The sequence below is a fragment of the Acinetobacter sp. TSRC1-2 genome (assembly GCF_049895885.1).
GTDB lineage: Bacteria > Pseudomonadota > Gammaproteobacteria > Pseudomonadales > Moraxellaceae > Acinetobacter.
The window spans coordinates 183,815-210,032 of the sequence record NZ_JAFCTF010000004.1 but is presented as its reverse complement, the minus strand read 5'-3'; the positions used below and the strand labels follow the sequence as shown (position 1 = coordinate 210,032).

Annotated in this window: 24 protein-coding genes and 1 pseudogene; 13 read left to right on the top strand and 12 right to left on the bottom strand. The window is 40.4% G+C overall.

Annotated features, from left to right (window positions below; translation table 11 throughout):
- The first annotated feature begins 93 nt into the window (after positions 1-93).
- Positions 94-996 (top strand): AEC family transporter, encoded by a 903-nt coding sequence (locus ACP69Y_RS06740; RefSeq protein WP_425917262.1) that lies wholly within the window; start codon positions 94-96, stop codon positions 994-996.
- Between the two features lie 87 nt (positions 997-1,083).
- Here ACP69Y_RS06740 and ACP69Y_RS06735 read toward each other — a convergent pair whose 3' ends face one another.
- The 6 genes from ACP69Y_RS06735 to ACP69Y_RS06710 all read right to left on the bottom strand — a co-directional run bounded on the left by ACP69Y_RS06735 (position 1,084) and on the right by ACP69Y_RS06710 (position 5,636).
- Entirely contained in the window at positions 1,084-1,371 is a 288-nt protein-coding gene (locus tag ACP69Y_RS06735) for a PA4642 family protein (RefSeq protein ID WP_131215144.1), read from the bottom strand.
- Positions 1,372-1,632: 261 nt separating this feature from the next.
- Positions 1,633-1,905 carry a cell division topological specificity factor MinE gene (minE, locus tag ACP69Y_RS06730; RefSeq protein ID WP_067723891.1) on the bottom strand — a complete coding sequence of 91 codons (273 nt, stop codon included), beginning with the start codon at positions 1,903-1,905 and terminating at the stop codon, positions 1,633-1,635.
- Positions 1,906-1,908: 3 nt separating this feature from the next.
- The gene (gene minD / locus ACP69Y_RS06725) at positions 1,909-2,721 is read right to left on the bottom strand and encodes a septum site-determining protein MinD (protein WP_131384011.1); all 813 of its coding nucleotides are present in this window, start codon (positions 2,719-2,721) and stop codon (positions 1,909-1,911) included.
- Positions 2,722-2,787: 66 nt separating this feature from the next.
- A complete protein-coding gene (gene minC / locus ACP69Y_RS06720; protein WP_425917259.1) occupies positions 2,788-3,519 on the bottom strand; it encodes a septum site-determining protein MinC in 732 nt (243 codons plus the stop codon).
- A 121-nt stretch (positions 3,520-3,640) separates the two neighbouring features.
- Complete coding sequence (locus ACP69Y_RS06715; RefSeq protein WP_425917258.1) at positions 3,641-4,693, bottom strand: preprotein translocase subunit SecA; 1,053 nt, start codon at positions 4,691-4,693, stop codon at positions 3,641-3,643.
- 19 nt (positions 4,694-4,712) lie between these two features.
- Positions 4,713-5,636: an acyltransferase gene (locus tag ACP69Y_RS06710; protein ID WP_425917256.1), complete on the bottom strand. Its 924-nt coding sequence runs from the start codon at positions 5,634-5,636 to the stop codon at positions 4,713-4,715.
- A gap of 249 nt (positions 5,637-5,885) precedes the next feature.
- On the opposite strand from ACP69Y_RS06710, the gene ACP69Y_RS06705 reads away from it, so the two are divergent.
- From ACP69Y_RS06705 to ACP69Y_RS06665, 9 genes are all read left to right on the top strand, one after another.
- A complete protein-coding gene (locus ACP69Y_RS06705) occupies positions 5,886-6,536 on the top strand; it encodes an OmpA family protein (protein WP_425917255.1) in 651 nt (216 codons plus the stop codon).
- 125 nt (positions 6,537-6,661) lie between these two features.
- Positions 6,662-8,701, top strand: a complete 2,040-nt coding sequence (locus tag ACP69Y_RS06700) for a UvrD-helicase domain-containing protein (RefSeq protein ID WP_425917253.1) — start codon at positions 6,662-6,664, stop codon at positions 8,699-8,701.
- A gap of 35 nt (positions 8,702-8,736) precedes the next feature.
- Positions 8,737-9,189 carry a dUTP diphosphatase gene (dut, locus tag ACP69Y_RS06695; protein WP_425917251.1) on the top strand — a complete coding sequence of 151 codons (453 nt, stop codon included), beginning with the start codon at positions 8,737-8,739 and terminating at the stop codon, positions 9,187-9,189.
- Between the two features lie 460 nt (positions 9,190-9,649).
- Complete coding sequence (locus ACP69Y_RS06690; RefSeq protein WP_425917249.1) at positions 9,650-11,074, top strand: phosphomannomutase/phosphoglucomutase; 1,425 nt, start codon at positions 9,650-9,652, stop codon at positions 11,072-11,074.
- Positions 11,075-11,084: 10 nt separating this feature from the next.
- Complete coding sequence (gene argB / locus ACP69Y_RS06685; RefSeq protein WP_425917248.1) at positions 11,085-11,984, top strand: acetylglutamate kinase; 900 nt, start codon at positions 11,085-11,087, stop codon at positions 11,982-11,984.
- 209 nt (positions 11,985-12,193) lie between these two features.
- Positions 12,194-13,042 (top strand): class II glutamine amidotransferase, encoded by an 849-nt coding sequence (locus ACP69Y_RS06680; RefSeq protein WP_425917288.1) that lies wholly within the window; start codon positions 12,194-12,196, stop codon positions 13,040-13,042.
- Between the two features lie 436 nt (positions 13,043-13,478).
- The gene (locus ACP69Y_RS06675; RefSeq protein WP_425917247.1) at positions 13,479-13,934 is read left to right on the top strand and encodes a bacteriohemerythrin; all 456 of its coding nucleotides are present in this window, start codon (positions 13,479-13,481) and stop codon (positions 13,932-13,934) included.
- A gap of 141 nt (positions 13,935-14,075) precedes the next feature.
- A complete protein-coding gene (locus tag ACP69Y_RS06670; protein WP_425917246.1) occupies positions 14,076-15,158 on the top strand; it encodes a hypothetical protein in 1,083 nt (360 codons plus the stop codon).
- Positions 15,158-15,481: an RnfH family protein gene (locus ACP69Y_RS06665; RefSeq protein ID WP_425917245.1), complete on the top strand. Its 324-nt coding sequence runs from the start codon at positions 15,158-15,160 to the stop codon at positions 15,479-15,481. Before ACP69Y_RS06670 ends, ACP69Y_RS06665 begins: the two co-directional genes overlap by 1 nt.
- A gap of 45 nt (positions 15,482-15,526) precedes the next feature.
- On the opposite strand, the gene ACP69Y_RS06660 is transcribed toward ACP69Y_RS06665, so the two are convergent.
- The gene (locus ACP69Y_RS06660) at positions 15,527-15,925 is read right to left on the bottom strand and encodes an outer membrane protein assembly factor BamE (RefSeq protein ID WP_425917243.1); all 399 of its coding nucleotides are present in this window, start codon (positions 15,923-15,925) and stop codon (positions 15,527-15,529) included.
- Between the two features lie 112 nt (positions 15,926-16,037).
- Here ACP69Y_RS06660 and fur point away from each other — a divergent pair, with 112 nt between their 5' ends.
- Positions 16,038-16,475 carry a ferric iron uptake transcriptional regulator gene (fur, locus tag ACP69Y_RS06655; protein ID WP_425917242.1) on the top strand — a complete coding sequence of 146 codons (438 nt, stop codon included), beginning with the start codon at positions 16,038-16,040 and terminating at the stop codon, positions 16,473-16,475.
- A gap of 58 nt (positions 16,476-16,533) precedes the next feature.
- Here the strand turns inward: fur and ACP69Y_RS06650 are convergent, their stop codons facing one another.
- Entirely contained in the window at positions 16,534-17,655 is a 1,122-nt protein-coding gene (locus tag ACP69Y_RS06650; protein ID WP_425917240.1) for a PilT/PilU family type 4a pilus ATPase, read from the bottom strand.
- A gap of 25 nt (positions 17,656-17,680) precedes the next feature.
- Positions 17,681-18,718 carry a type IV pilus twitching motility protein PilT gene (locus ACP69Y_RS06645; protein ID WP_425917238.1) on the bottom strand — a complete coding sequence of 346 codons (1,038 nt, stop codon included), beginning with the start codon at positions 18,716-18,718 and terminating at the stop codon, positions 17,681-17,683.
- 123 nt (positions 18,719-18,841) lie between these two features.
- On the opposite strand from ACP69Y_RS06645, the gene ACP69Y_RS06640 reads away from it, so the two are divergent.
- A complete protein-coding gene (locus ACP69Y_RS06640) occupies positions 18,842-19,528 on the top strand; it encodes a YggS family pyridoxal phosphate-dependent enzyme (RefSeq protein ID WP_425917236.1) in 687 nt (228 codons plus the stop codon).
- 162 nt (positions 19,529-19,690) lie between these two features.
- Positions 19,691-20,488, top strand: a complete 798-nt coding sequence (locus ACP69Y_RS06635; protein ID WP_425917234.1) for a thioesterase family protein — start codon at positions 19,691-19,693, stop codon at positions 20,486-20,488.
- 68 nt (positions 20,489-20,556) lie between these two features.
- On the opposite strand, the gene ACP69Y_RS06630 is transcribed toward ACP69Y_RS06635, so the two are convergent.
- From ACP69Y_RS06630 to ACP69Y_RS06620, 3 genes and pseudogenes are all read right to left on the bottom strand, one after another.
- The gene (locus tag ACP69Y_RS06630; protein ID WP_425917232.1) at positions 20,557-24,168 is read right to left on the bottom strand and encodes an AAA family ATPase; all 3,612 of its coding nucleotides are present in this window, start codon (positions 24,166-24,168) and stop codon (positions 20,557-20,559) included.
- Between the two features lie 9 nt (positions 24,169-24,177).
- Positions 24,178-25,431: an exonuclease SbcCD subunit D C-terminal domain-containing protein gene (locus tag ACP69Y_RS06625; RefSeq protein WP_425917230.1), complete on the bottom strand. Its 1,254-nt coding sequence runs from the start codon at positions 25,429-25,431 to the stop codon at positions 24,178-24,180.
- A 122-nt stretch (positions 25,432-25,553) separates the two neighbouring features.
- Positions 25,554-25,931 (bottom strand): annotated as a pseudogene (locus tag ACP69Y_RS06620) (VOC family protein).
- Positions 25,932-26,218 lie beyond the last annotated feature (287 nt).

Genomic DNA, 26,218 nt, shown 5'->3' with positions numbered 1-26,218 from the left:
ACATATTTTTAAAGTTACATAAATATTGATGAAGGCGATAAAGATTATTTACGTCATGCAATGGAAATAAAATTTAGGGATGAAGGGTAGAGAATGAATGTTGTAATGGCTTTATTCCCATTAATTATTTTAATTGCCATGGGTTATACCTTTAAAAGGATACAGTTTTTAACCGATGAATTCTGGCGTGGCGCTGAAAAACTGAATTACTTGATTTTATTTCCGGTATTACTTTTTAATAATCTTGCTTATATAAAATTGGAACTTGCAACCATTACCCCGGTGTTGCTGGCCCTGTTTATAATTATCCTCATCAGTACTTTAGCGCTATGGGTAGCAAGAGCTTTATTTCATATCCAGATCGCACATTTTGGCGTATATGTGCAAAGCCAAATTCGTTTTAATACCTATATGGGTTTATCCATTATGTCATTGCTTTTCGGTGCTCAGGGCATGCAAATGTTTGCCATGATGATTGCACTGGCAATTCCTCTGGTGAATGTGATTTCAGTGCTGGCTTTTTCCCAAGGGCAGGGTTTAAAACCGACACAGATTCTACTTTCTTTAATGAAAAATCCCTTGATCCTGGGCTGTGTGGTTGGAATTCTTTTTAATCTGCTGCAACTGTCATTATTTTCTGGTGTGGAACAACTGTTTAAAATTTTAGCCAGTATGAGTTTACCATTGGGATTAATTTGTGTCGGGGCAGCTTTACAGTTTGCAGAACTGAAACATGATTATTCGCGATTACTATTTAATACTTTAGGACGTTTAATACTAATGCCGTGTTTGGCTTATTTGATTTGTTGTGCGCTGAAGTTAAATCAGTTTGAAACAATTATTTTAGTGCTGTTCTTTTCTTTGCCAACGGCATCGGCCTCTTATATTTTAACGCGCTATTTTAATGGTGATAGCCAACTGATGGCGGGAGTGATTAGCTTGCAAACCCTATGTTTTGCAGTCACGTTTCCTGTATTGATGATCTTACTTTCTTAATATACGGATATAATTGTTATCATAAAAAAGCCTGTCCGTTTTATTTAAACAGACAGGCTTTTTTATTTATAAGCTGTGGTTTTTAAGTTATGCAAACTTAGCCAAAACTTCTAAGAAACCTTCGCTTTGACGAGGGTATTCAGCAATCACATCATGAATGCGTTGGCCTTCAGGATTGGTTGCATTGACATCACGACCATCGGCAACGAATTGTGTTAATAAGCGCTCATAGTCATTTGGACGCATATGTTTGAATGCATGATAAAGCACATGAAAATCGGCATTCACGCCTGCAGGAGGAAGCTGTGTTAAATAGGCAAATACACGCTCGTCTGACCATTCTTCATTGAACGTTGCTGGCTGAGATAATGCCATCGCAAACTCCTTGGTAAACTGAATAAAGTAAAAAAGGCAAAATATGGAGGACGAGAGAAAGCAGTTTTGCTCAACCCTGCCAACTCGAAGCCTAGCTTCTCGTCTTGCGGTTGGGCAAATCCTTAAAGCGGTGCTTTAAGTTCGCTGATCCAGTCCACTCGAAGCCTAGCTTCTCATCTTGCGGCTGGGCAAAGTAGTACTTTGCTTATCCAGCCTCATATTTTGCCTTGATTCAATTTGCTTGACTAATCAGAATTCAGATTATCGCTCTTCAGGCAAATTGATATTCATTTCTAACATTTCGATGTTTGCTTCAGAACGAACCGACATTTGAATATGCTGTTCATCCACACCACGAACATAACGATTGACCACCTGCATGATTTCTTTCTTCATTTGGTCAATTTTGTCTTGGCTTAAGCGTTTACCTAAACCTTGTTCAGAGGCAACAATTACTTTTAAGCGGTCTTTAGCAGTTCGTGCGCTTGAAGGTTTATCATCGTTGCTGAATAATTTACTCCAGAATCCTGCCATTTTTTACGCTCCAAATAGTCGTGCTAACCAACCCTTAGGTTTTACCGAGATATGACGGTAAGGACGTTCTTCACCCAAGAAGCGTGCTACAAGGTCATCATAAGCCTGACCCGCTGAATCTTCAGTAAAGAGAATTACCGGCTTACCTTCGTTTGATGCTTGTAAAACACTTGGACACTCAGGAATGACACCCAAGGTTGGTACGCGTAAAATATCTTTAGAAATATCGTCAATCGTTAACATTTCTTGTTTATCAGCACGTTCTGGGTTGAAGCGTGTAATACATAAATGTTTACGGATACGACCTTCGTTTTGTTCTACTTTTTTGGTTTTGCTGTCGAGCATTCCAATAATGCGGTCAGAGTCACGTACTGAAGAAATTTCAGGATTAGTCACAATAATCGCTTCATCAGCATGGTACATTGCCATGATTGCACCGCGCTCGATCCCCGCAGGCGAGTCACAAATAATGTAATCAAATTCTTGCGAAAGTTCATCCATTACACGTGCTACACCTTCATCGGTCAAGGCATCTTTATCACGGGTTTGTGATGCAGGAAGGATATATAAGTTCTCAATATCTTTATCGCGAATAAGCGCTTGCTGAAGACGAGCTTCGTTATTTAATACATTCACAAAATCATAAACAACGCGGCGTTCACAACCCATGATTAAATCTAGGTTACGTAAACCCACGTCAAAATCGATCACAACAGTTTTGTGGCCGCGAAGGGCTAAACCTGTTGCAAAAGATGCACTAGTCGTAGTTTTACCTACACCACCTTTGCCTGATGTTACGACAACAATTTTCGCCACCGAATCCACTCCTGTTATGGTTCAAATCCCCTTTTAGATATGGGGCTTTTGGTGTTTATTTATACATTAAAATTCGAGAACTTCAAACACAAGTTCTTGTTGATCATTCAAGCAAATATGTACAGCTTTTTTGAGGACATGTTGTGGAATGTCATCTGCTACACAATATGTACCTGCAATCGATACCAGTTCTGCTTCTAAGGAATGACAGAAAATACGTGCTGCACTGTTCCCGCCTACGCCGGCGATGACTCTACCACGGGCGCTACCATAAATATGTATATTTCCTGAAGCAATTACTTCAGAACCACTATTAATGCCTGCATTGAGAATAATATCGCCATGATCTTGTACCAGACATTGGCCAGTCCGCAAAATTTCATCGTGATAAGAGGTCACATGACTCACCACACGGGCAGGTTTTGCTTCTACTTTATCTGACTTTTCCGCTTCATTACTGGTAGCTTCAGATTCTACTTCAACAACTTGTTCTTTGGTTGGTTTAATGCGTTGTAATGGCTTAGTGTCCGAAGGCAGAACAGGGAATTGAATTGCGCGAGCTTGATCAGCAAGTAAGCCTTCAGTCACAGCCATAGGTTGTACTTCTAAACTGATCAATAGTTGAATTAAGGCAATAAGTTCTTGTTCAACTGAACTTTCAATCACAACTAATGTACCCGGTGGGAATGCTTTTTGTAGCATTGGCGCGAGTTGCTGGCGGATTGCATCATGATCATTGGTATCTAAAATAATGCGAATCGCGTTGACCATTCTGCCCTTTATCCGTATATCAGCCATAATTATTCCTTAATACTTCTGACTCATTTATTTTCTGTCGAAGTGATGTTGTAAATAGAGCAAATCCTAGAACAAATTGAATGATTTCTCTAGCAACGTTTTAAATATTTTTATTTGATGATCATTCTTTAACTTGCTCATGTTGTTCCAGCATTTGTTGCCATTGCTTTACTTTAACCTGTTGGCGAATCGCTTCTAAGCTCTCAAAAACGGCAGACTCAACCAGTCTTTCAACATGGGTATTATTTTCAAACTGTATTTTACTGATTTTATTTGAAATTTCTAAATAAGTCAGATTTTCTTTGTTTTTATTACTTTGGGCGAAAGGTTCAATCAGTCCTTGGGTAATATTTTCACCCAAACGTTGTCCAATACTTTGAATCTGCTGTTCTATACGTCCACCTACAATTGGAATTAGACGTAATAATTGTGTTAATTCGGGCGTATCTTCAATTGCCTGATTTACAATACTCCCGACATTTTTTGCAATCGTCACTCTTTGCGCTTGCAACTCTTTGCCCAAAGATTCTTGTAAAATATCCGCAAGGGCAGTGGCGAACATTTCACGGTGATGGGCAACCAAATCTTCAATCAGTTTTTTGTGCGTGGTACTGGTGGAAAGTTCATGTTTTATACTGTCTAAAACAGTAATCACAATACGGCTAGTTAGTTCCTCAAGCACCAGATGATAATAAAACTTGGCACGCTTATACCAACTGTCAGGAATCACTTTATAACCATGCTCATGCAGGTTGTAGGCGATTGATCCAGCACGTAATAAACGCAAAAAACGCAGTTGTGGAATAATGGATAGAATTTCATACCAGTGAATAAAAGGAAAGAAAAACCAGCGCTTATGATGCTGCCCAAGGATGGCAATTCCCCAACGGATCAGCAGTTCAATCACTAGAAAACTGGTAAACCAACTTTCGGTAATAATTACCCAAGGACGTAATTCTGTCCTATAAAACTGCAATAGTTCAGGAAGACGGATAAAGTTAAATAACCAACCACCAAAATCACTCATGAGAATGGCATTGGCACTTAAGCAGAACAAGTTGATGATGATTAAAACCATCATAAAAATGTCATAACACAGTGCAACTTTCCAGCCCCAAGAATCTTTTTTTACGAAATGAAAGGTTGGCTTGGCTATTTTGTCATCTTGCTTCATTTTCTTCCTTAAATGTTATTTATGCTTTTGCAGCCAAGTCTTGTTTCATGCGTTCAATCAGTTGATCTTTCTCAGTCCATAATTCATCGACCCATTGCTGAAAGTGTTCACGATATTCAGCATCATCTTCGTAATTGCCGCTTAAAACCCAACTTGGAATCTCAATTTTACGCAAATTGACTGCAATACGATTAACATCACCCAACCAAAAATCGCCATAGCCCGGTGCGCCATCAGGATAGACAATGGTCATATCGACTAGGGCATCAATTTTGTCACCTAAAATATTTAGGGCCAAAGCTAAGCCGCCCGCTTTAGGTTTAAGAAGATGTTTATAGGGAGATTGCTGTGCATCATGTTTCTCTGGGGTAAAGCGCGTACCTTCTAAATAGTTCAGCAAAGTAAAAGGCTGACTTAATAATTGCTCACAGGCCTGGCGTGATTCTTCCATATCACGTGTTTTAAGCTCCGGATTTTTAGAAATTTGTTCCTTACTATGACGTTTCATCATTGGAAAACCCAAGATTTTAAAGGCTTGTCCAACGAACGGAATAAAGATCAGTTCCCATTTGGTAAAGAAACGGGTCAGGGGTATACGGGTTAAACCAAAATATTGATTCACCGTAGTATCGACCCAACTTTGATGGTTACAGGTCATCAGGTAACGACCCTGCATACTCAGATCTAAATCGTCATCAATACTAATATCCCATTTTAAATGAGGTAAGACATGATCAATCAGCCAATTATTGACACCGAGCCAACTGTTGGTAATCTGAATATTGGTTTCATCCACTTTACGTGATTTTTTGACCAGTTTAGTCAATCCCAATGCAAGCACTGGAGGGCCATGAAAAAACGTACTTCCGGTAATCACTGAGCCGACAGTTAATCCACGAGATAATTTTTTTAATATAGATTGCTTCTTAATTTGCGATGACATAGAAGAACGGTCCTAAAAAAGATGAAGTCGTCTAATTTCTTTTCATCATTTAATATAATTGTAGAATTTAAAATTAAAAAGCCTATTCATACAACTATGTAGAAATTGTGACCAAGATATCTTGATCACCAACATAGATTATTACAAAATGTAACTGAGACTTCTATTATTTACAAAAAATCAATGGTATGCCCAACTTTTTTAATCCATCATTCCACTATACGATAAAACACAAGAAGGAGGCATGCGATGCGTGCACTAGCAATTTCAGCAGTAGTAGGGGCAATGGTATTATCAGGTTGTTCAACAACAGGTAATAACTTAGGTGGCGTAGAATATGACAAAACTGCTTTAGGTGGCTTAATTGGCGCTGCAGCGGGTTATGGTATTTCTAAAGGCAGTGCTAATACCAGTGCACAAAACAATCGTGCAGCAGCAATTGGTGCTGTGGTTGGCGGTGCTGCGGGTGTTTATCTGGACAATAAAGAGAAAAAACTTCGTCAACAGATGGCTGGTACGGGTGTAGATGTAAACCGTAATCCAGATGGTTCTGTAGGTTTGGTAATGCCTGGTAGCATTACTTTTGATACTAACAAATCAAATATCAAACCAAACTTCTATACTACTTTGAACAAAGTTGCGCAAACTTTAACTGAAGATAACAAGAGCGGTATTTTGGTAACAGGTTATACCGACAGTTCAGGTAATGACTCAATCAACATTCCATTGTCTCAAGCACGTGCACAATCAGTAGCTAGCTATCTTGCATCTAAAGGTGTTTCTACTTCACGCATTAATGCACAAGGTCAAGGTTCAGCTAACCCTATTGCAAGCAATTCAACTGCAGCAGGTAAAGAACAAAACCGTCGTGTAGAAATTAGCATTTACGCAGTTCAATAAGTTTTACTGAATGGATAAGAACCACCTTCGGGTGGTTTTTTTATAAATGTCAAACCTGTATTTTAGGTTATGAAAGTTTGTCTGACCCGACTATAATCTAGCTCGAATCAAAACGAGGAAATCCTATGTCGTCGGCAAGTCAACTCAATGACAAGCAACTTGAAGCCATGAAATACACTCAAGGACCCTTGTTAGTACTTGCAGGGGCAGGGTCAGGTAAAACATCCGTAATCACACGAAAAGTTGCCCATTTGGTTCAGAACTGCGGTATTCCTGCATATCGTATTACTGCAATGACCTTTACCAACAAAGCTGCACGTGAAATGAAAGAGCGTGTCGGAAAATTATTGTCTCGTGAAGAGGCCAAAGGTCTTTCAGTTTCGACTTTCCATACTTTTGGTTTGAATTTACTTCGTTTAGAACTGAAACATACCCCATTAAAAAATAATTTTTCAATTTTAGATGCCGATGATTGCAAGCGCATTCTAATGGACTTAATGCATCGTGATAATTTGTCCGGTGCAGAAAGTAAAGAGCTGATTGCCAAAGCAATGAGAATGATTTCGGACTGGAAAAATGATCTGATTCCACCGGAACAAGCACATACTACATGTGAGACAGCAGAAGATGTGCAATTTGCACATTTGTATCAACTGTATGAGCGCAACTTGCGTGCCTACAACGCAGTGGATTTTGATGACTTGATCGTAATGCCGACCCGTTTACTACAAGAAAACATCGAAGTCCGGGATAAGTGGCAGAACCGTGTTCGTTACCTGTTGGTCGATGAATATCAGGACACCAACACTGCGCAGTATATTCTGGTCAAACTGCTGGTTGGGGTGATGGGGCAATTCACTGCGGTAGGGGATGATGACCAGTCGATCTATGCATGGCGTGGTGCAAAGCCTGAAAACATGGCGTTGTTGAAAGAAGATTTTCCAAATTTAAAAGTGATTAAACTCGAGCAGAATTATCGTTCGACCAGTCGTATTTTAAAAGCAGCCAATACAGTCATTGGTAACAACCCACATATTTTTGAAAAGAAGCTCTGGTCAGATAAAGGTCATGGTGAAGTGATTCGTGTCATTACTTGCCGTAATGATGATGATGAAGCTGAACGCGTGGTTAAAGATATCATCACCCATAAGCTGATGAATGGGAAAAGCTGGAAAGATTATGCGATTTTATATCGTGGTAATTTCCAGGCTCGTGTTTTAGAAACACAACTACGTCAAATGCAAATTCCGTATAAATTGTCGGGTGGTCAGTCATTCTTTGGTCGTGCTGAAATCAAAGACATCATGAGTTATTTGCGTATCATCATTAATCCAGAAGATGACAGTGCATTCTTGCGAATTATTAATACGCCTAAACGTGCGATTGGTCCGGTGACTTTAGAAAAGCTGGGCTTATTTGCGCAAGAAAATCATCTGTCATTATTAACAGCAGCGGGTGATCAGCGCTTGACCATGGTGATTCCGAAAAAAGCCACCACACAACTGGCAGAATTTGCCGATTTTATTGGTAGCTTTACCCGTAACTTGCTCGAAGATGACGAGCCGGTGCCGATTATTCGTCAGATGATGCTTGAAGCCGGGTATATCGATTACATTAAAGAGCAGGCAGCAACACCCGCGCAAGAAAAAACCAAGCTGGATAACATTGAGATATTGTATAGCAGTATTCAAAGTTTGATTAATCGTGCTGAAGATGTCGATGAGAAAAACATTGAAAGCGTGATTCGTAAAATGGTGTTGCTGGATATGCTCGAGCAGCAGAAGGAAGAAGAAGATACCGACAAGGTTAATTTATTGACTTTGCATGCTTCGAAAGGTCTTGAATTTCCTTATGTGTATCTGATTGGTCTGGAAGAAGAATTACTCCCGCATAAAAATTCGATTGCTGCAGAAACCATTGAGGAAGAGCGCCGTTTAATGTACGTGGGAATTACTCGCGCACGGCAAGGCTTAACCATTACGCTTGCTGAACAGCGTAAAAATGGGGGGCAAATGAAGCAAATGACTCCAAGTCGTTTTCTGGATGAATTGCCGCAAGATGATTTGGACTGGCTGGGTCGCAAGAAAAAATTGGCAGGCAATATAGATCCAAAACTGCAAGCACAGCATTATCTCGAAAACTTACGTGCGCTAATTAAGCGTTAATACATTATTTAAACCATGCAATTAGGAAAGAACAGATGAAAGTTCAAGTGAAAGTACTCGATACACGTTTAGGCAGCCAATGGCCTTTGCCGACCTATGCGACTTCGGGTTCAGCAGGTTTAGATTTACGTGCTTGTGTAGAAGAAGCGACTGTCATTGAACCAGGTCAAACTGTATTGGTTAAAACAGGTTTAGCCATTTATATTGAAGATACTCAATTTGCAGGTTTGATTTTACCGCGTTCTGGCTTAGGTCATAAACACGGCATTGTTCTGGGTAACCTTGTCGGTTTAATCGATTCAGATTATCAGGGCGAATTGATGGTATCGGTCTGGAACCGTAGTCAAACAGCATTTACTTTAGAGCCAGGTGAGCGTTTGGCTCAATATGTACTTGTTCCTATAGTGCATGCTGAATTTGAACAAGTCGACGAGTTTGTTGCTACTGAACGTGGTGCAGGTGGTTTTGGTCATACGGGTAAAGGCTAAACCATAGATTTAGTTTAAAGAATTTATAACCTGATAAATGAACAGCAATATTTGTTTTTTTATCAGGTTTAGTCTTTATTTCATATTAGGTTTGTATTAGAAACTTTAACCTCCCTTTATAATAAAAGAATCCGTAAACAAAGATTTACAATACTTACACCAGAAGTATTGCTTTTATCTTTAGATATAATTTGGTTTAATTTTATTTAAGTTACTGATATTTAAATAAAAATATTTAATAATGTCTGTCTTAAAATTAAATAAAAGCTTTATGTTTCAATTAAAATCATCTTTTTTGAAAAATATTTGTAAGATCTTTTTACCATTGATTAAAAATATGAAATGCATTTAAAATGCTAATCTTCTCATTTAGGATGATGCACTGGTTGTGAATACTGACCTCATTCAACATTCCATAAAATTCTAATTTTATGGCCTACTCTAAGTAGAAGATGTCATCATGAATTTTGAAAATAAAAAATTCCCATCACAAATTTTTCGTGCCTATGATATTCGTGGAAAAATATCACTTTTGACACCTGAAATTGTTAAAGCGATTGCCTCTGGATTGGTTACTCAATATCTTAAGGTGGGACAGACTCGACTTGTCATTGGTTATGATGCGCGTTTAACCAGCCCAGAATATGCAGAAATAATTAGACAGGTGTGTGAAAAAAAAGGGTTGCATGCGACTATCATTGGTTGTTGCTCAACGCCATTATTATATTTTATTGCGCGTCAATTTAATGGTAACGGGATTATGCTTACAGCAAGCCATAATCCAAAAACTGACAATGGAATTAAGTGGATCATTCAAAATGAACCACCCTGTCCGGCAATGATTCAACAAGTCGGTATAAGTGCTAGTAGCGTTTTTGATCCATTACAAAAATTAATGTTTAAACCCGTTCAGCATGAAGTCTTTATTGAATATTGTCTCGAATATCAGCAAGCCTTATTACAAGATATCCAGTTAAAGCGCTCTTTTAAAGTGGTACTCGATGGTTTAAATGGTTCGGCAGGCCGCTGTGCTGCATTGGTGTTAAAAAAATTAGGCTGTGAAATTACAACTATCCGTTGTGAGGCGAATGGTGATTTTCCCGATCATGCACCTGATCCTTCACAAGAAAAACATCTTGTTGAATTAAGAAAAACTGTGCTTGAGCAGAAAGCCGATATCGGTATTGCCCTAGATGGTGATGGTGATCGCCTCGTATTAATTGATGAACATGGCGCTATTATTTCAGCAGATCGATTATTGGCTTTATTTTCTGAGATGTGTTTGAAAACACATCCCGGTCATGAAGTGGTTTACGATGTGAAATGTTCGACGCTGGTCAGGAATACGGTTCATCACTTAGGTGGGCAGGCAAAAATGATTCGTACAGGCAGTTCCTTTTTGCGTACTTACATGTCGCAATCAAAAGGTAAAGCAGTCTTTGGTGGAGAATATGCAGGTCATTATGTTTTTAATGATGGGCGGGGGTTTGGCTATGATGATGGTTTATATGCAGCCTTACGTGTGCTCGAATATTTAAGCCAACGACCGGATTTAACCCTATCAAATGCATTACTGGCTTATCCTGAGCGCAGTTGTACTGAAGACCTTTACATTAGTACCCATAGTGAAGAACCAACAGCGGTATTACATGATGTTGAGGTTAAAAGTCAGGATTTGGGCGCACAATTAAGTAAAATTGATGGTGTACGACTTGATTTTGAAGATGGATTTGGCATTATTCGAGCATCGAATACCGGTGAATATTTTACAGTACGCTTTGATGCGGACAATCCTGTAAGATTAAATGCGATTCGACATACATTTGTTTCCATGTTAAGTGACCGATATCCTAAAATCGCACAAGACATTTTAGATGCTCAATAAGGAGAGGCGAATGCCACATCAGCATACTGGCATCGACAAAGCACAAATTTTGACTGAAGCTTTGCCGTACATTCAACGTTTTGCGGGTAAGACGCTAGTAGTGAAATATGGTGGCAACGCAATGACCGATCCAGCGCTGGAAAGTTCGTTTGCACGTGACATTGTATTGTTGAAAACTGTCGGTTTAAATCCAATCGTGGTGCATGGCGGTGGTCCACAAGTGGATTCATTCTTGAAGCAACTCGGTCGTGAATCTAACCGGATTGATGGCATGCGTGTAACCGATCCTGCAACCATGGAAGTGGTTGAAATGGTTTTGGGTGGTAGTGTGAACAAATCTATCGTCAACCTGATTAATCAACATGGCGGTCGTGCTATTGGGTTAACCGGTAAAGATGGTAATTTACTTCGCGCTCAAAAGCTGTTGATGGAGAAAACGGCGGAAGACGGTACCGTAAAACAGATTGATCTTGGCTTGGTGGGTGAAGTCGTTGGCGTGAAGACAGACGTGCTTGAAATGTTCACTAACAGTGATTTCATTCCTGTGATTGCACCACTGGGTGTAGATGATGAAGGTAATACTTACAACATCAATGCCGATTTAGTCGCGGGTAAAGTGGCTGAAGCCTTGGGTGCGGAAAAGCTTATTCTTCTGACCAATATTTCTGGCGTTCTCGACGAAAATAAAAACCTGCTCACAGGTTTAACCACTCAGGAAGTGGATCGTTTGATTGAAACCGGCGTGATTTATGGTGGCATGATTCCTAAAGTCGGTTGTGCACTGGATGCAGTGAAAGGTGGCGTAGTCAGCGCACATATTGTGGATGGTCGTGTTCCACATGCAACTTTATTGGAAATCTTCACTGATCATGGGGTGGGGACTTTAATTACCAACCGTGCCAAGCATTAAATGAATCATTTTAAAAAAGCCTCCTTATGAGGCTTTTTTATTGCTTTGTTTAAACTACCTTATATAGAATTTTTAATAAAATTAAGTATTTGAGTATTATCCCTGAATTAATGCATAAAATAGTGATGGGTATTGTAAATTGAGATTTGCAACCCCTGGCCCAGTCATGCAAAATAGAAAAATCATGTATTTACTGTTTGACAAAGATTATGTGCCAGTTGCTCGGAATGAATTGTGCTACCCCAACGGATGTGACTTTCTCATTTCGTGGTTTTTCTCAACGTGCCGGCATTACATCTGACCATTGCGACGGTTTTGGCATTGCTTTTTTTGAAGATAAAGCCTGCCGCCTTTTTGTCGATAACCAATCGGCAGTTGAATCTCCGATTGCAGAATTGGTGCGTAATTATCCAATCAAGTCACGCAATGTGATTGCCCATATTCGCAAAGCGACGCAAGGTAAGATTACTTTAGAAAACTCGCATCCCTTTAGTCGTGAGCTGTGGGGACGGCAATGGATTTTTGCCCATAATGGCGATTTGCATGATTATAATCCCATTTTATCCGGTCGTTTTACGCCAGTGGGAAATACCGACAGTGAACGCGCATTTTGTTTTTTACTCGATCAGTTGGTGCATAAATTTGGTTATCATGAACCGAAACTCGATCAAATTTTTGATTTATTGGCAGAAGTGTCGCCAAAAATAGCAGAACATGGAACATTCAATTTTTGCTTGTCGAATGGTCAGGCTCTATTTACCTATGCCATCACCAAATTACATTGGCTAGTACGAGAATACCCATTTAAACCGGCTCAATTGATTGATTTGGATGTAGAAGTTGATTTTAGTCAGGTGACTACTCCGGAAGATCGCGTCGCAGTCATTACCACTGAACCTTTAACGCAAAATGAAACCTGGAATGCTTTTTTGCCGGGAGAGATGATCTTATTTCAGGATGGTCGACCTGTTCGAAAACAGCAGACTCATGTCGAGCGTTTAGAGCGTGAACGCTTAAATCCAGCATTAAAACGAATAACTAGAGCCGATCAATATTAAGTGATGGCTAAATATGTCTAAATCTATAGAGATGTTGATTTAACTAGCTGTATAGATTTTTTATTGACTTATAAATTTGGTTTTCAATAAATATAATAGTATTTTCTACTTGGTTTGATGAGTTTTAAATACCATTTTTTTAAACCTTTATGTTCTATATAAAGATTTTTTTATTAAAATAATATTTAATCTTTTGTTTTTATAGATTTTTCACTGGGTAAAATATCACTTAAAGCAGGATTAATTAAAGAGGATTGGTTAAAAAATACTTTATCCTTTTGATTGGGATTAACTTTAAAAACAATAAATATCATGTGCTTAAGTAATAATCTAAGTTTTTTTATTAAAACCAACCGTTTTGGTTTATTTTTATTTGTTTAAAATCAATATATTATAAATTTATGTGATGAATTTTATATATTTATAGGCGGTCGTAATGAAAATGAAATGGGTTCCAGAATATAATACTGGTATCGATGTGATTGACGATCAACACAAAAGAATTCTGGATTATATTAATGAAATTGATGACATTTCCAATAATATGGATCGTGTTCGCATTAAACAGATTCTTGAAAATATTATTGATTATACGCAATCGCATTTTACTTTTGAAGAATCTTTGCAAGAAGAAGCCGGTTATAAATATCGTGTACCCCATAAACGTGTCCATGATTTATTTATTAAAAAGATTGAATCTTACCGTGACCGTTTTGAAATGGGACAAGCGATTGAAGGTGAGTTACATGAAGTGCTTTCAAAATGGCTGATTAACCATATTCAGCACGATGATGCCGATTATGTCGGTGCCGTAAAAGAAAATATGATGGGCATCATTAAAGAAAAAGAACAGAAAAAAGGCAAAAACTGGTTTGCTCGTTTCTTTTCATAAAAAAGATAAACGAGATAATAACAATTACAAGTCACAATAAACTTGCGCTGCAAATCATCAATAATGATGGTTTGCTTTTTCTTTTTGATTTTCCCGCATGACAAAGGCAAAATAGCGATAGACTTTTTTTAGGAACGCATCATGCAGGACAATGCTATGTCACGATGGCTATCGCCGCTGATGGCATTTTGTTTATCTTTTATCATCATTGCCACATTAGCACCGATTGTCGGGATCCAAGTTGAACGTCAACTTGATTTCTGGTTGTTATGGTTAGGTACCATGCTTATTTTGGCATTACCCATCTGTTATTTAGAAATTGCTTTGGCGAAGCGTTCAAAAACCACTGCCTTAAATGCATTGTCCAGTTTAACGCGCGATGCAGATGCCTCGCAGAAATGGCGTATCGTCGGTTGGTTGGCCGTGGTCTTTATTCCTTTCTTGGCAGGTGGCATGCTGTTTAATGCCAGCCAGCTAGTGGGGCATTTTGCCTTCAATGGGGTTGCTCCAAATCTGTTGTTCGTTGGCTTGGCGATTGTTGCACTTGCACTTTCATTTGCACCGCGAAAAATTATTGTTATCTTAAGCGTTGTTGGTGTTTTAACCTCCTTAATTCTAGCGAACGTGATGGGAACGGCTTTGCCTGCTTGGCAAGTGACACCTGTCGAATTTAGTGAGTGGGGCAGTGCGACCGTATTGGCACTCGTTGCCAGTGGTTTGGGTATGGGCTTGTACTGGCAAAGTAGTTTGCCTACGGTTAACCAACAAGATGTTGCAACCAAAACTGCATTACCCATTTGGATTGCACAATTATTCGCAGTGATTGCTTTTGGCTTCTTCGCTGCCAATGCTCAAATTCCAGGTTTTGCCTTCGTGGTTGCTGTAGTCAGTACGGCAGCACTTTTACTCAATATGGCACGTGAACAATTATTACAACGTCAACTGAATATCGCGATTCAATGGCTCGTGATTTTAGCTGCTGTATTTGTTTGGGCAATTCCTGCAATGAGTCCAATTTTTAATACGCTACTTATGCTTTGGGGCCTAATCATTTGTTTGATCTATGCCATTTTTGCTGGCTGGATCATGAAAATTAGCCATTTACGTAAATCGATGAATTTTAGCAATGAGCTATTTTATAACCTGTGGCGTATTGCAGTACGTGTGGTACTTCCTGTATCGATCATCTTGGCGATGATTGCGATTATTGGACAATTGGTCTAATGAGTGAGATACAACAGGTTTGGGTGGCGTATGCGGCTCAGGAGCAACAGTTTCATCTGGCTGTGCCTTTTCAACAAGGGATGACCGCTTTGGATGCGATTGAGCAAAGTGGCATACGGGTACAAATTCAGTTACCCAAACCACTTTCATTGGGGATTTTTGGGATGCGATTGCAAGATCCAAATCAAATTTTAAAAGTCGGTGATCGTGTCGAGATTTATCGTGCATTAACGATCAATCCGAAGGATATTCGCCGAAAACGTGCTGCAGAAAATCCGGTTGGACTTTATTGTCGCGGAAATCGCTTTAAACAATTGAAGTGATAAGAAAAACCCCTCATCGAGGGGTTTATTTTTATTTTAAAGCGGCTATAGTGGGGGCGCAGTTAGAATCGCTTCTTTTGATCCTGGTAAGCCGGGTTGAGATTCTGGAATGGTTTCCAAGCCTTCAATCTTTTGTACTGTCCCTGTTGGATCAAAGTAGATTCTTAAATGTTGACCGTGAGCTGCAGGGATTTTGGCTTTTTTAGCATATGTTCCTGGTGTATAGTCGTAGATGTAGTCCCAACGTAAAGGATTCATTGGATCTGAAACTGTAGGGCTACCGAGCAAGAAACGAACTTGTTGGTGGCTCATACCGACCTGAATTTTTGAAGCTTGTGCTTGAGTTAATGGTGTTCCTTGCGGAATATCAACTTTATACACGCCCAAGGTCGAACAGCCTGCGAGCAGTGAAGTGACGAATAACGTCAACATGATTTTTTGCATTTTGCTACACTATCCCAAATTAATTATGATGCATTTGATCTACGGATAGATCATACTGCATCTAAACTTTGTTGCATATTCCAACTTTAAATTTGTTGAGAGACCTTTTTATATGGCTATTTCAAATCAAGATTTACGTAAAGCTGGACTTAAAGTTACGCTTCCACGAATAAAAATATTGGAATTACTAGAAAATTCAAGACAACATCATTTAAGCGCAGAAGACATTTATAAAACTTTACTTGAACAAGGTGAAGATGTCGGTTTAGCAACTGTGTATCGCGTGTTAACACAGTTTGAAGCTGCGGGTATTATTCAGCGTCATCATTTTGAAAACAATCATTCAGTTTTCGAAATTATGCAAGAAGATCACCATGATCATATTGTTTGCCAGAATTGCAACAAAGTCGTTGAATTTACCAATGACGTGATTGAACATCAGCAACATGAAGTGGCTGAAAAGTATGGCTTTACTTTGACAGGCCACTCTTTAAATCTTTATGGTTATTGTGATGCACCTGAATGCCAGGATGCATATCGTAAAAAATAATGCTGGCTGAAATCAGTTAAAAAAACAGGCTTCCTATGAAGCCTGTTTTTTTTTGCTTTTAAGCTTGACCATCGAAGGTGATGTTCGAGCTTGCATGCAATAAGCGATCGCCACCTTCTTCGGATAACTTGATTTGCAAACGTAGGTCGTTGGGTGAGTCAGCATGTTTTAATGCATCTTTATAGGTAATCTGTTTGGCTTTATACAAGTCAAACAAAGCCTGATCAAAGGTTTGCATACCCAATTCACGTGAACGCTTCATCAATTCTTTAATTTCATGTACATCACCTTTACGGATCATGTCTGCAATTAAAGGCGAGTTGATTAAAATTTCAATCGCTGCACGACGAGACTGCCCATCAACAGATGGAATAAGCTGTTGCGCAATCACGGCTCTTAAGTTGAGTGATAAGTCCATAAACAATTGATTATGACGGTCAGCATCAAAGAAGTGAATAATACGGTCAATGGCTTGGTTGGCGTTGTTAGCGTGTAGCGTGGCAAATACCAGGTGACCGGTTTCGGCAAAGGCAATGGCATAGTCCATGGTTTCACGCGAACGGATCTCACCAATCAAGATGACATCGGGTGCCTGACGCAAGGTGTTTTTCAAAGCAATTTCGAAAGAGTCAGTATCAATACCGACTTCGCGCTGGGTAATAATACAGCCCGCATGTTCATGAATAAATTCAATCGGGTCTTCAATGGTAATGATATGACCTTTGGAGTTCTGGTTGCGATAACCAATAATGGAAGCCAAAGAGGTCGATTTACCTGTACCTGTCGCCCCTACAAACATGATGATACCGCGTTTGGTCATGGCCAATTCTTTTAAAATAGGCGGTAACTTCAGATCTTCCATGGTCGGAATAACGGTTTCAATACGACGCAATACCATGCCGGGTTCATCGCGCTGTTGAAATGCGCTGACACGAAAACGGGCAGTCTTGTCACGGTTGCTAATAGCAAAGTTACATTCGCGGGTTTCAGCAAATTCTTTACGCTGTTTTTCACTCATAATCGAGTTTAAAAGTTGCCCGACAATTTCACCGTTCAGCTTAGTTTTTGCAATTGGAACAATTTGACCATTAATTTTCATAGACGGTTCAACATCGGCAGTAATAAATAAGTCTGATGCCTGCTGTTGAATCATTAAATTCAGTAAGTCGTTAAAATCCATAACTTAGCCCCAAATCCGTTTAAACTTATAAGAATGATTCTGGTTGTTTCGCCATGGTACGGGCAGTTTGCGAGCTAATAATGCCTTTAGAGACCAGCGTTTTTAGGCTTTGATCAAGCGTGGTCATACCGTAGTTGGCACCGGTTTGAATGGCTGAATACATTTGCGCTACTTTGTTTTCACGAATCAGGTTACGGATGGCAGGAATACCGATCATGATTTCATGTGCTGCGACACGACCACCGCCATTTTTCTTCAATAAAGTTTGAGAAATCACGGCTTGTAGCGATTCCGACAACATGGCACGAACCATGTCTTTTTCTTCTGCTGGAAATACGTCAATGACACGGTCAATGGTTTTGGCAGCAGAAGTGGTATGCAGGGTACCGAAAACCAAGTGACCCGTTTCAGCGGCAGTCAATGCCAAACGGATGGTTTCAAGGTCACGCATCTCACCGACCAGAATAATGTCAGGGTCTTCACGAAGGGCTGAACGTAATGCTTCGTTAAAGCCATGGGTGTCACGATGTACTTCACGTTGGTTAATCAAACATTTTTTCGATTCGTGTACAAACTCGATCGGGTCTTCGACCGTTAAAATATGGTCATAACGGTTGTCATTAATATAGTCGATCATCGCAGCAAGAGTCGTTGATTTACCCGAACCCGTTGGACCTGTGACCAGTACAATACCTCGTGGGAAATTACAGATATCTTTAAAGATTTGACCCATACCCAGGTCTTCAATGGTCAGTACTTTTGATGGAATGGTACGGAATACTGCACCAGCACCGCGGTTTTGGTTGAATGCGTTGACACGGAAACGCGCCACACCCGGCACTTCAAAAGAAAAGTCAGTTTCAAGTTTTTCTTCAAAATCACGACGCTGTTTATCGTTCATGATGTCATACACAAGTTTGTGTACTTCTTTATGTTCTAAAGCAGGCAAGTTGATACGACGAACTTCGCCATCGACACGGATGAGTGGTGGCATACCCGCTGATAAGTGTAAGTCTGACGCCCCATTTTTAGCAGAAAAGGCTAAAAGTTCAGTGATGTCCATAATTTCCCCGAGATCATTTAAATGTTATTTATTTTGTTAGAATAATAAGGCTTTCCCAGAGCTTAACCAACAGTTAGTTTATAGGGAAAGTAAAAAAGATGAATGAAAATGAGAACCTCGTCAATGAATACTCTTCAAGCGTCACGAAATCAAGTTTTACAGCAAATTCAGGATGCATGTAAACAAGCGCAGCGTGAGCCGGAAACCGTACAGTTACTGGCTGTGTCTAAGAATCACCCTAGTGAAGCCTTAGGTGAAATGTATCAAACAGGGCAGCGTGCCTTTGGAGAAAATTACTTACAAGAAGCCTTAGCTAAAATTGAAACTTTAAATGATTTGGACATCGAGTGGCATTTCATTGGCCATGTGCAGCGCAATAAAACCAAACATCTGGCTGCAAGTTTTGCTTGGGTACATGGGGTGGATCGTTTCATTATTGCCGAGCGTTTATCCAATCAACGAGAAGCCACTCAAGCGCCACTCAATATTTGTTTACAGGTGAATATTGATGCACAGGACACCAAAGACGGCTGTCAGCCGAATGAAGTGGCAGAGTTGGTGAAAAGTATTAGCCAGCTGCCTCATCTAAAACTGCGTGGTTTGATGGTGATTCCGGCACCCAACCATACCCAAGCTTTTAGCGATGCCAAGCAGCTATTTGAAGAAGTGAAATCTGAACATACACATCCAGAAGATTGGGATACCTTAAGCATGGGCATGTCAGGCGATATGACTGAGGCAATTGCTGCGGGTTCAACCATGGTTCGGGTGGGAACGGCATTATTTGGTGCACGGGATTATTCCAAGTAAACGATACTCACCTCCATTTTGATCATTTTTGAAAAGTGAACCTTAGGGTTCAGTTTTTGTTTTAAAAATTGAACTTTCTACTAAAGTTGAGTACAAGAAGAACCATCTAAAGGAATAATCTGTATAAAAACCATTGATTCGACCAAGCAAATAGGCAAGTTTATGGCGGCATATTATCAACTCATCGGGCGAAATACGGATACCACCGGAAAAGTCACAGCGCATTATCGCTCAATGATACTGGCTCAAGGTGCATGGAATGAACATGAACAGCATATGGCACCGGCGACCGGAATTATCTGTGCGGAATTGGACCTTTTTGCACCGCGTAGTGATATGCGCATTGGCCGAATCAGTTTAGATATTCTAGGTCTGATTCCTGCGGGGGAGTTTAGTGTTACAACGCGAATCATTCGTCCGGGAAAGACCATTGAACTGATTGAGTCAGAAATGGTGGCTCAGGGTAAAACGTGTGTTGTCGCAAGAACCTGGCGCATGATCACCCAAAATAGCCAGTTGATAAAAGGCCTGGAAGATGCTGATGCTGCTGGCCCTGCAAATGCACCGATCTGGGAAGGAATTCGTCAGTGGCCTGGTAGATATATTCAGTCAATCGAAGCAAGAAGTCATGAACGTTGTGCAGGGAAGGGTATTGTTTGGTTGCGAACCCAGCATGAGATGGTTGAAGGTGAAGCAACCACAGATTTTGTCCGCTTGATGGGGATGGTGGATACCGCCAATGGCATTGTGCCACGTCAAGAAACACCTTTTAGCTGGGGCTTTCCTAATCTGGATTTACAGATTCATATGCACCGTTTACCGCAAGGTCAGTGGCTGGGCTTAGAAACCACACAACAGTATGGAGAAGACGGTATTGGCCTGACCAGTTCTGTGTTGCATGATCTTTCTGGGCCATTCGGGCGCAGTGAGCAGATTCTGACCTTGCGGCCCATGGCGTAGATTGTTTTTGCCAGTAAAAAAAGCCTAGACCGTATTCTAGGCTTTTTTATGATGCTTAGAGTTTAAAATTACCCGACAATTTGAATGGTACTTGCACCTGCACCTAAGGGTTTCACTTGAATCTGTACAGGAATACGTTCATGCATTTCTTGAATATGCGAGATTAGCACCACCTTACGTCCTTGACTTTGCAAATGATCAAGCGCATTCATCACCATATGCAGGGAGGCCGGATCGAGTGTACCGAAACCTTCATCAATAAACAGTGATTCAAGCTTCATTGAACCTGAAGCCATATTGGCAATTGCCAGCGCCAGCGCCAACGAGACCAAGAACGTTTCACCGCCTGACAAGGACAGTACGGGACGCACTTCACTGTTCATATCCAGATCTACAATGGCCAGACTTAAACTGTCAGGGATACGATGTAACTGGTAACGCGGGGCGAGCGGCTGAAGTTGCTGATTGGCATATTCGACTAAAATATCCAGATGATGTTCCTGAGCAATTTTCTGGAATTTAGTGCCTTCTTTATGTCCAATCAAATCATAAATACGTCCCCAACGATATTCTTCTGCTTTGATCTGTTCAATTTGCGACTGATATTTACTTAAGGTGTTTTGTTTTTCAGCATGCACTCGAAGCTGGGTATCCACTTGATTAAACTGCCGAAGCTGGGTTGATTTATCTTCAGTTAGGGTGGTTAAACGATGTCCAACTTCTTCAAACGATAGCTGAGGTTGTTGTTTTAAATGTTTTTGATATTGATCTTCCAGAGTCTGCCATGCAATTTTGGCATTTTCTAAGGTTTGGCTTTGTACCTGTAAGTGCTGACGAATCTGCTGATGTTGCGGCAGGTCAATTGCTAAGCATTTTTCAATCAGGTCATCAGTAAAATGAGGGTGGATCATCTGCCATTGTTGAATTAAATTGGAGCATTGCTCAAGTTGTTGGGTCAACTGCTGAATCTGCGTGACCCAGCTTTGTTGCTGTAACACGGCTTGTTGTAAGCGCTGATCATGGCGCTCAGTCACCTGGTGTTGGATTTGTAATTGTTCCGTCAAGGCTTGTTGGCTGTGCTCAAGTTGATCACGCCATTCAGCGGCAACTTTATACGCTTTATCCGCATATTGTTCTGTCAGCTGAGTCAGCGCTGCACGTAAATCTTTGCCTTGTTGGATCAGTCGTTCAATCTCTTGCTGCATCTCGGTATGACGCTGTTGATGCAGTTTAAGCTGATGCTGATCTTTATCAAATTGTTGCGATAACTGCTGTAATTGTTGCTCAACATCTTTGAGCTGATTTAAGCAGATTAAACGCTGTTTTAAATGCTGTTGTAGCTCTGGGCAGATTGCAGTGCTATTGGTTTGCCATGTTTTTTGTAGGGCTTCAGGCAGCACCTGAATAACAGGTTTAATAATCTCCTCAAGCTGAGTACGCTGCTGTAAGCTCAGTTTTAGATGATCAAATTGTTGTTGCTGCTGACGCCATGCATGCCATGCCTGTTGCAAAGTCTTGAATTGTTCACCCAATGCAATTTCCTGCTGTTGCATCCGTGTCAGTTGAGTTTGCAATACAGCCATAAGTTCAGTTGAGTTTGCCTCTACATTCACCAAGAGCTGTAGTCGCTGAATCGTTTGCGTCATGTCCGCTTTTTGCTGTGCGCACGAGCGATCTAACTGAGTGCAACGCTGCTGTTTTTGCTCAAGCAAAGTTTTGATTTTAGACTGCTGAATCTGAGACTGCTGTAACTCATTTTTCAGTTGATTCAGCTGCTGTTGTGCCTGCTGTAATTGTTGATCGTGGAGTTGATGCAGGGCAGTATCTAATAGCTCTTGGTGCTGTACAAAAGGATGTTCATGACTACCACATACCATACAGGCCTCGTTGGGTTGCAACTGCGCCCGTAGTTCCTGTACGCTTTGTGTTTGTAGCAATCGCTGTTGTGTCAGGATACTTTGTAGCTGCTGCAGGGCTTTTTCTTCCTTAGCGACGTTTTGGCTCAGTTCAGTTGCTGTCTTATTGAACTGTTGTAATTCTAATTGTGCAGCCTGAATGTCCTGAACTAACTGCTGCTGTTCAGCTTCCTGCCCACGCATCTGCTCAGAATTTTGAATTAAACCTTTAAGCTGTAAAATTCGGGTACTGGTTTGATGCTCTTGCGTTTGCAGCTGTTGAACCTGTTGTTCAAGCTGATTGAAATCACCAAACTTTTGGTTAAATTGTTGCAGACTTTCTGTTAACTGCTGCTGCGCCTGTTCCTGACTACTCCGTGATTGCTGAAGAATTTCAGGCTGCTGCTGCGTGAGCTGTTGATGCAATTTTTGATAGTCTTGCAAACGCTGTAAAATACTTTGTGGCTCATGATCAAAAACAGCTAGATACCTATGCTGTTCAAGTTGACTATTCAGTTGATTTTTCTGCTGTTGTGCAACCTCTATGTTTTGCTTGGATACATCAATAAGCTGCTGAAGTGGCTGAATATGCTGTTGAGTATAAAGACTCTGATCGGCGACCACTTTTTTATATTGCTCTGTAATCAGCTGGATCTCATGATCAAGTTTTAGACCTCGATCCAGATGTGGCTTGATCGCCTGAATATGTTTTAAATGTGCTTGCTGCTGTTGCTGAAGATGCTTGAACTGATCTTGTTGCGCATCAGATTGCTGTTTAATCTGGCTAAATTCCAGATCAAATTTTTGTTGTTCTACCACCAAATTATTTTGGCGATTGATGATTTGAGTTTGCTGTACAAATTGTTCACGAATTGCTTGAAACTCATCTAAATGAGAGAGCAGTTGTTTGTGTGCAGCCATTTTCTGATCAGCATCAAGCTGGACATCATAAACTTCTTTTTTGGCTTGAATTTCAGTATATAAAGAATGTTTTTGTTTATACCATTTTAAATCATTGTCGAGCAGTTTTTCAGATTGGTCCAGGTTTTCCAGCTGCAATTTATATTCGTGCTGTTGCTGTTTCAGAATAGTCAGCTCTTCATCCGATAACAGTTCTAAATGACCAATCAGGTTTTCAAGTTGATTACGCTTTTGCCGAACCTGTTGATGTTTTTCAAAAGCTTTTTGACTGACCACACTAAAAATTTGTGAATTGGTCAGATATTCCAGCAAGTCAGCCCGTTCATTATCTTTGGCCTTTAAAAATGCTCCAACTTCCGATTGAGCGAGCAACACCGCGCGGGTAAATTGTTCAAAACTGAGACCAATCAGTTTTTCCACAATCGGAGTACATTCAGAAATCTTCTGGTTTAATACTCGCTGATCATCCAGACAGGTAATCGCACGCTCAATTTTTAGATTGCCATCGACCCTTTTATGCGCACGGCGTACTTCCCAGCGTGCGGTATAGCGTTTTTGATCAAGCGCGATAAACTCAAGTTCGGCAAAGCCATGAACACAGCCGCGACGTAAAATATTCTTGGAATCCTTAATGGAGACATCCTGACCCCCGGCATCTTTCAAGCTACCCGTTGCCCCTTTCAGGCGTGGAATTTCATTATATAGCGCTAAGCACATGGCATCGAGCAAGGTGGATTTACCTGCACCGGTTTTACCGGTAATCGCAATTAGACCTGCATGTGCGAGTGGGCCAGATTCAAAATCAATATGCTGAGTGCCTGTCAAGGACGCCAGATTATTTAAGCTTAAACGTAAAATTTTCATTGCGTGTCCTTAAGCCTGTTGCTTTTGGTCAAGTTCATGCTGAGCTTCTATTAGCAACTGCTGAAAATCACGCTGCACCGAGGTATCGGCTTTATTGCCCATTTTTTCCCAAATATTAATAAATAAGGATTCTGGAGTGGGAGGAGCCAAATCAATTTTAGAAGTGGCATTTTCCTTATCATTTTGTTTTTGATAAATCCGGCTGATCCGTAGTAAGCGATAACGATTCGGCGGCAGTGCTGCTTCAATTTGCTGACGTAAATCTACCGGGGGCGGTGAATCGGTGGTGTACTCGACTTCAAGAAAATGGCGTGCAGACAGTTGCTTGATTTCACCTTCGGGTAAGGTTTTAATTTTTTCAAATAAGTGATTTAGCTCTTCTCGAATCCGGAATAAATCTACAGTTCTTGGAATGCTTAAAGCTGAGCATTGAAAACGTTCAGCTTCATTTTTTTCACAGTCAATGTGAACTTCAACCACTTGATGGGGATAATGCATTTCACTAAATGACAACGGAATAGGCGAACCGCTATAACGGATATGCGTTTGACCGACTTTTTGCGGTTTATGTAAATGCCCCAAGGCCACGTAATCAATCACCTCATCAAATAATACTGTAGACAAAGCTTCTTCATTACCGACCACAATCGGACGTTCAGAGTCCGAGGTTTCACCACCTTGCATATGCGCATGCGACATTAAGATCAGCGCTTGATCTTTGGTTTTAAGCGCTTTGGCTTCAGCAATTAACTGTTGATGCAAATAGGCAATCGCATTTTGACTGTTGGTGGTATGTTCATTAATGCCGGTAATTTCAGCACTGCGCAGATAAGGCAAAGTTAAGCACCAGGCAACAATCTCTTGATCGCAGTTATAAATGGGCACCAATAAGCGGTCAAGGTCTAAGCGATTATCAGGGGTTCTCGCGATAACTCCGACTGCTTTAGCCTTGTATTTGGCCAACAAAGGTTCGACTTGTTCAATGCGATAACCGGAATCATGATTCCCTGCGATCATCAAGGTTTGCATATGCGGAGCCAGATTATGGGCATCGGCTAAAAATTGATAAAGTTGTTTTTGAGCACTGGAGGCGGGATTGATGACATCAAAAATATCCCCCGCAATGAGTAAGGCATTCGGTTGTTTTTCTTTGATTTGTTCGAGTAGCCAGCGCAGAAATTGCTGATGTTCATATTCCCGTTCATGATTGTGAAAAAACTGCCCCAAGTGCCAATCAGAAGTGTGAAAAAAATGAACTGCCATGAATGCCCCAATCCTAATGGATAATCAGGCTATAAATTACCATAAATGCTGCGACTTATTCTGTAATTCATCTCGGGTAAGGTCGCTTGATTCATGTTAGTTCCTTCAAGTTTCAGGTTTTTTTATTTAACTTTTTCATCTGCTGCAACAAGTCCAAAGGTGCTTTGATCTAAGTCGAGAAAATATCCCTGCCAGCAACGTCCTGAAATCGTAAATTTAGGCATGGCGATTTGACCACCGGTCTCAAGAATTTTTTTCGATGTTTCATCGAAATTTTTAACCAGTACAGAACAGGTATAAGTATTGGTTTCACAATGAGTCGGAGGAACTCCTGCAGGGCGTTTCAGCAAGCTACCCGACATGTTTTCGGTTTCAATCGGCTAATACTCGATAGGCAGATCTTCAATCTTGCTAAATTTCCAGCTAAAAATAGCCTGATAAAAATTGATATCTCTTTCTGGGTTTGAAGACCGGATTTGAAAGTAGACAATATTTTTCATGATTGTTGATGTGGTGGTCCTGATGATTATTTGGAATAGTTCAGAAAATTGATGCTATGTACTTGCTGTATGTGCAATTTTTGATGGCTTTGAAAATAAATCAATTACCCAAAAGGATATATTTTCTTCTTTGAGAGAAATTGTATAATAATTAATCATGTTGAAATATAAAAATGCTCAGTTGCGAAAAGCAATTTTTATTGGGGAAACCTGCTTTAAGTAGGTTAATAATCAAGAGCGTATTGAAATGTCTTATAGGGCAAAATTAGAGCATGCCATGACATTTT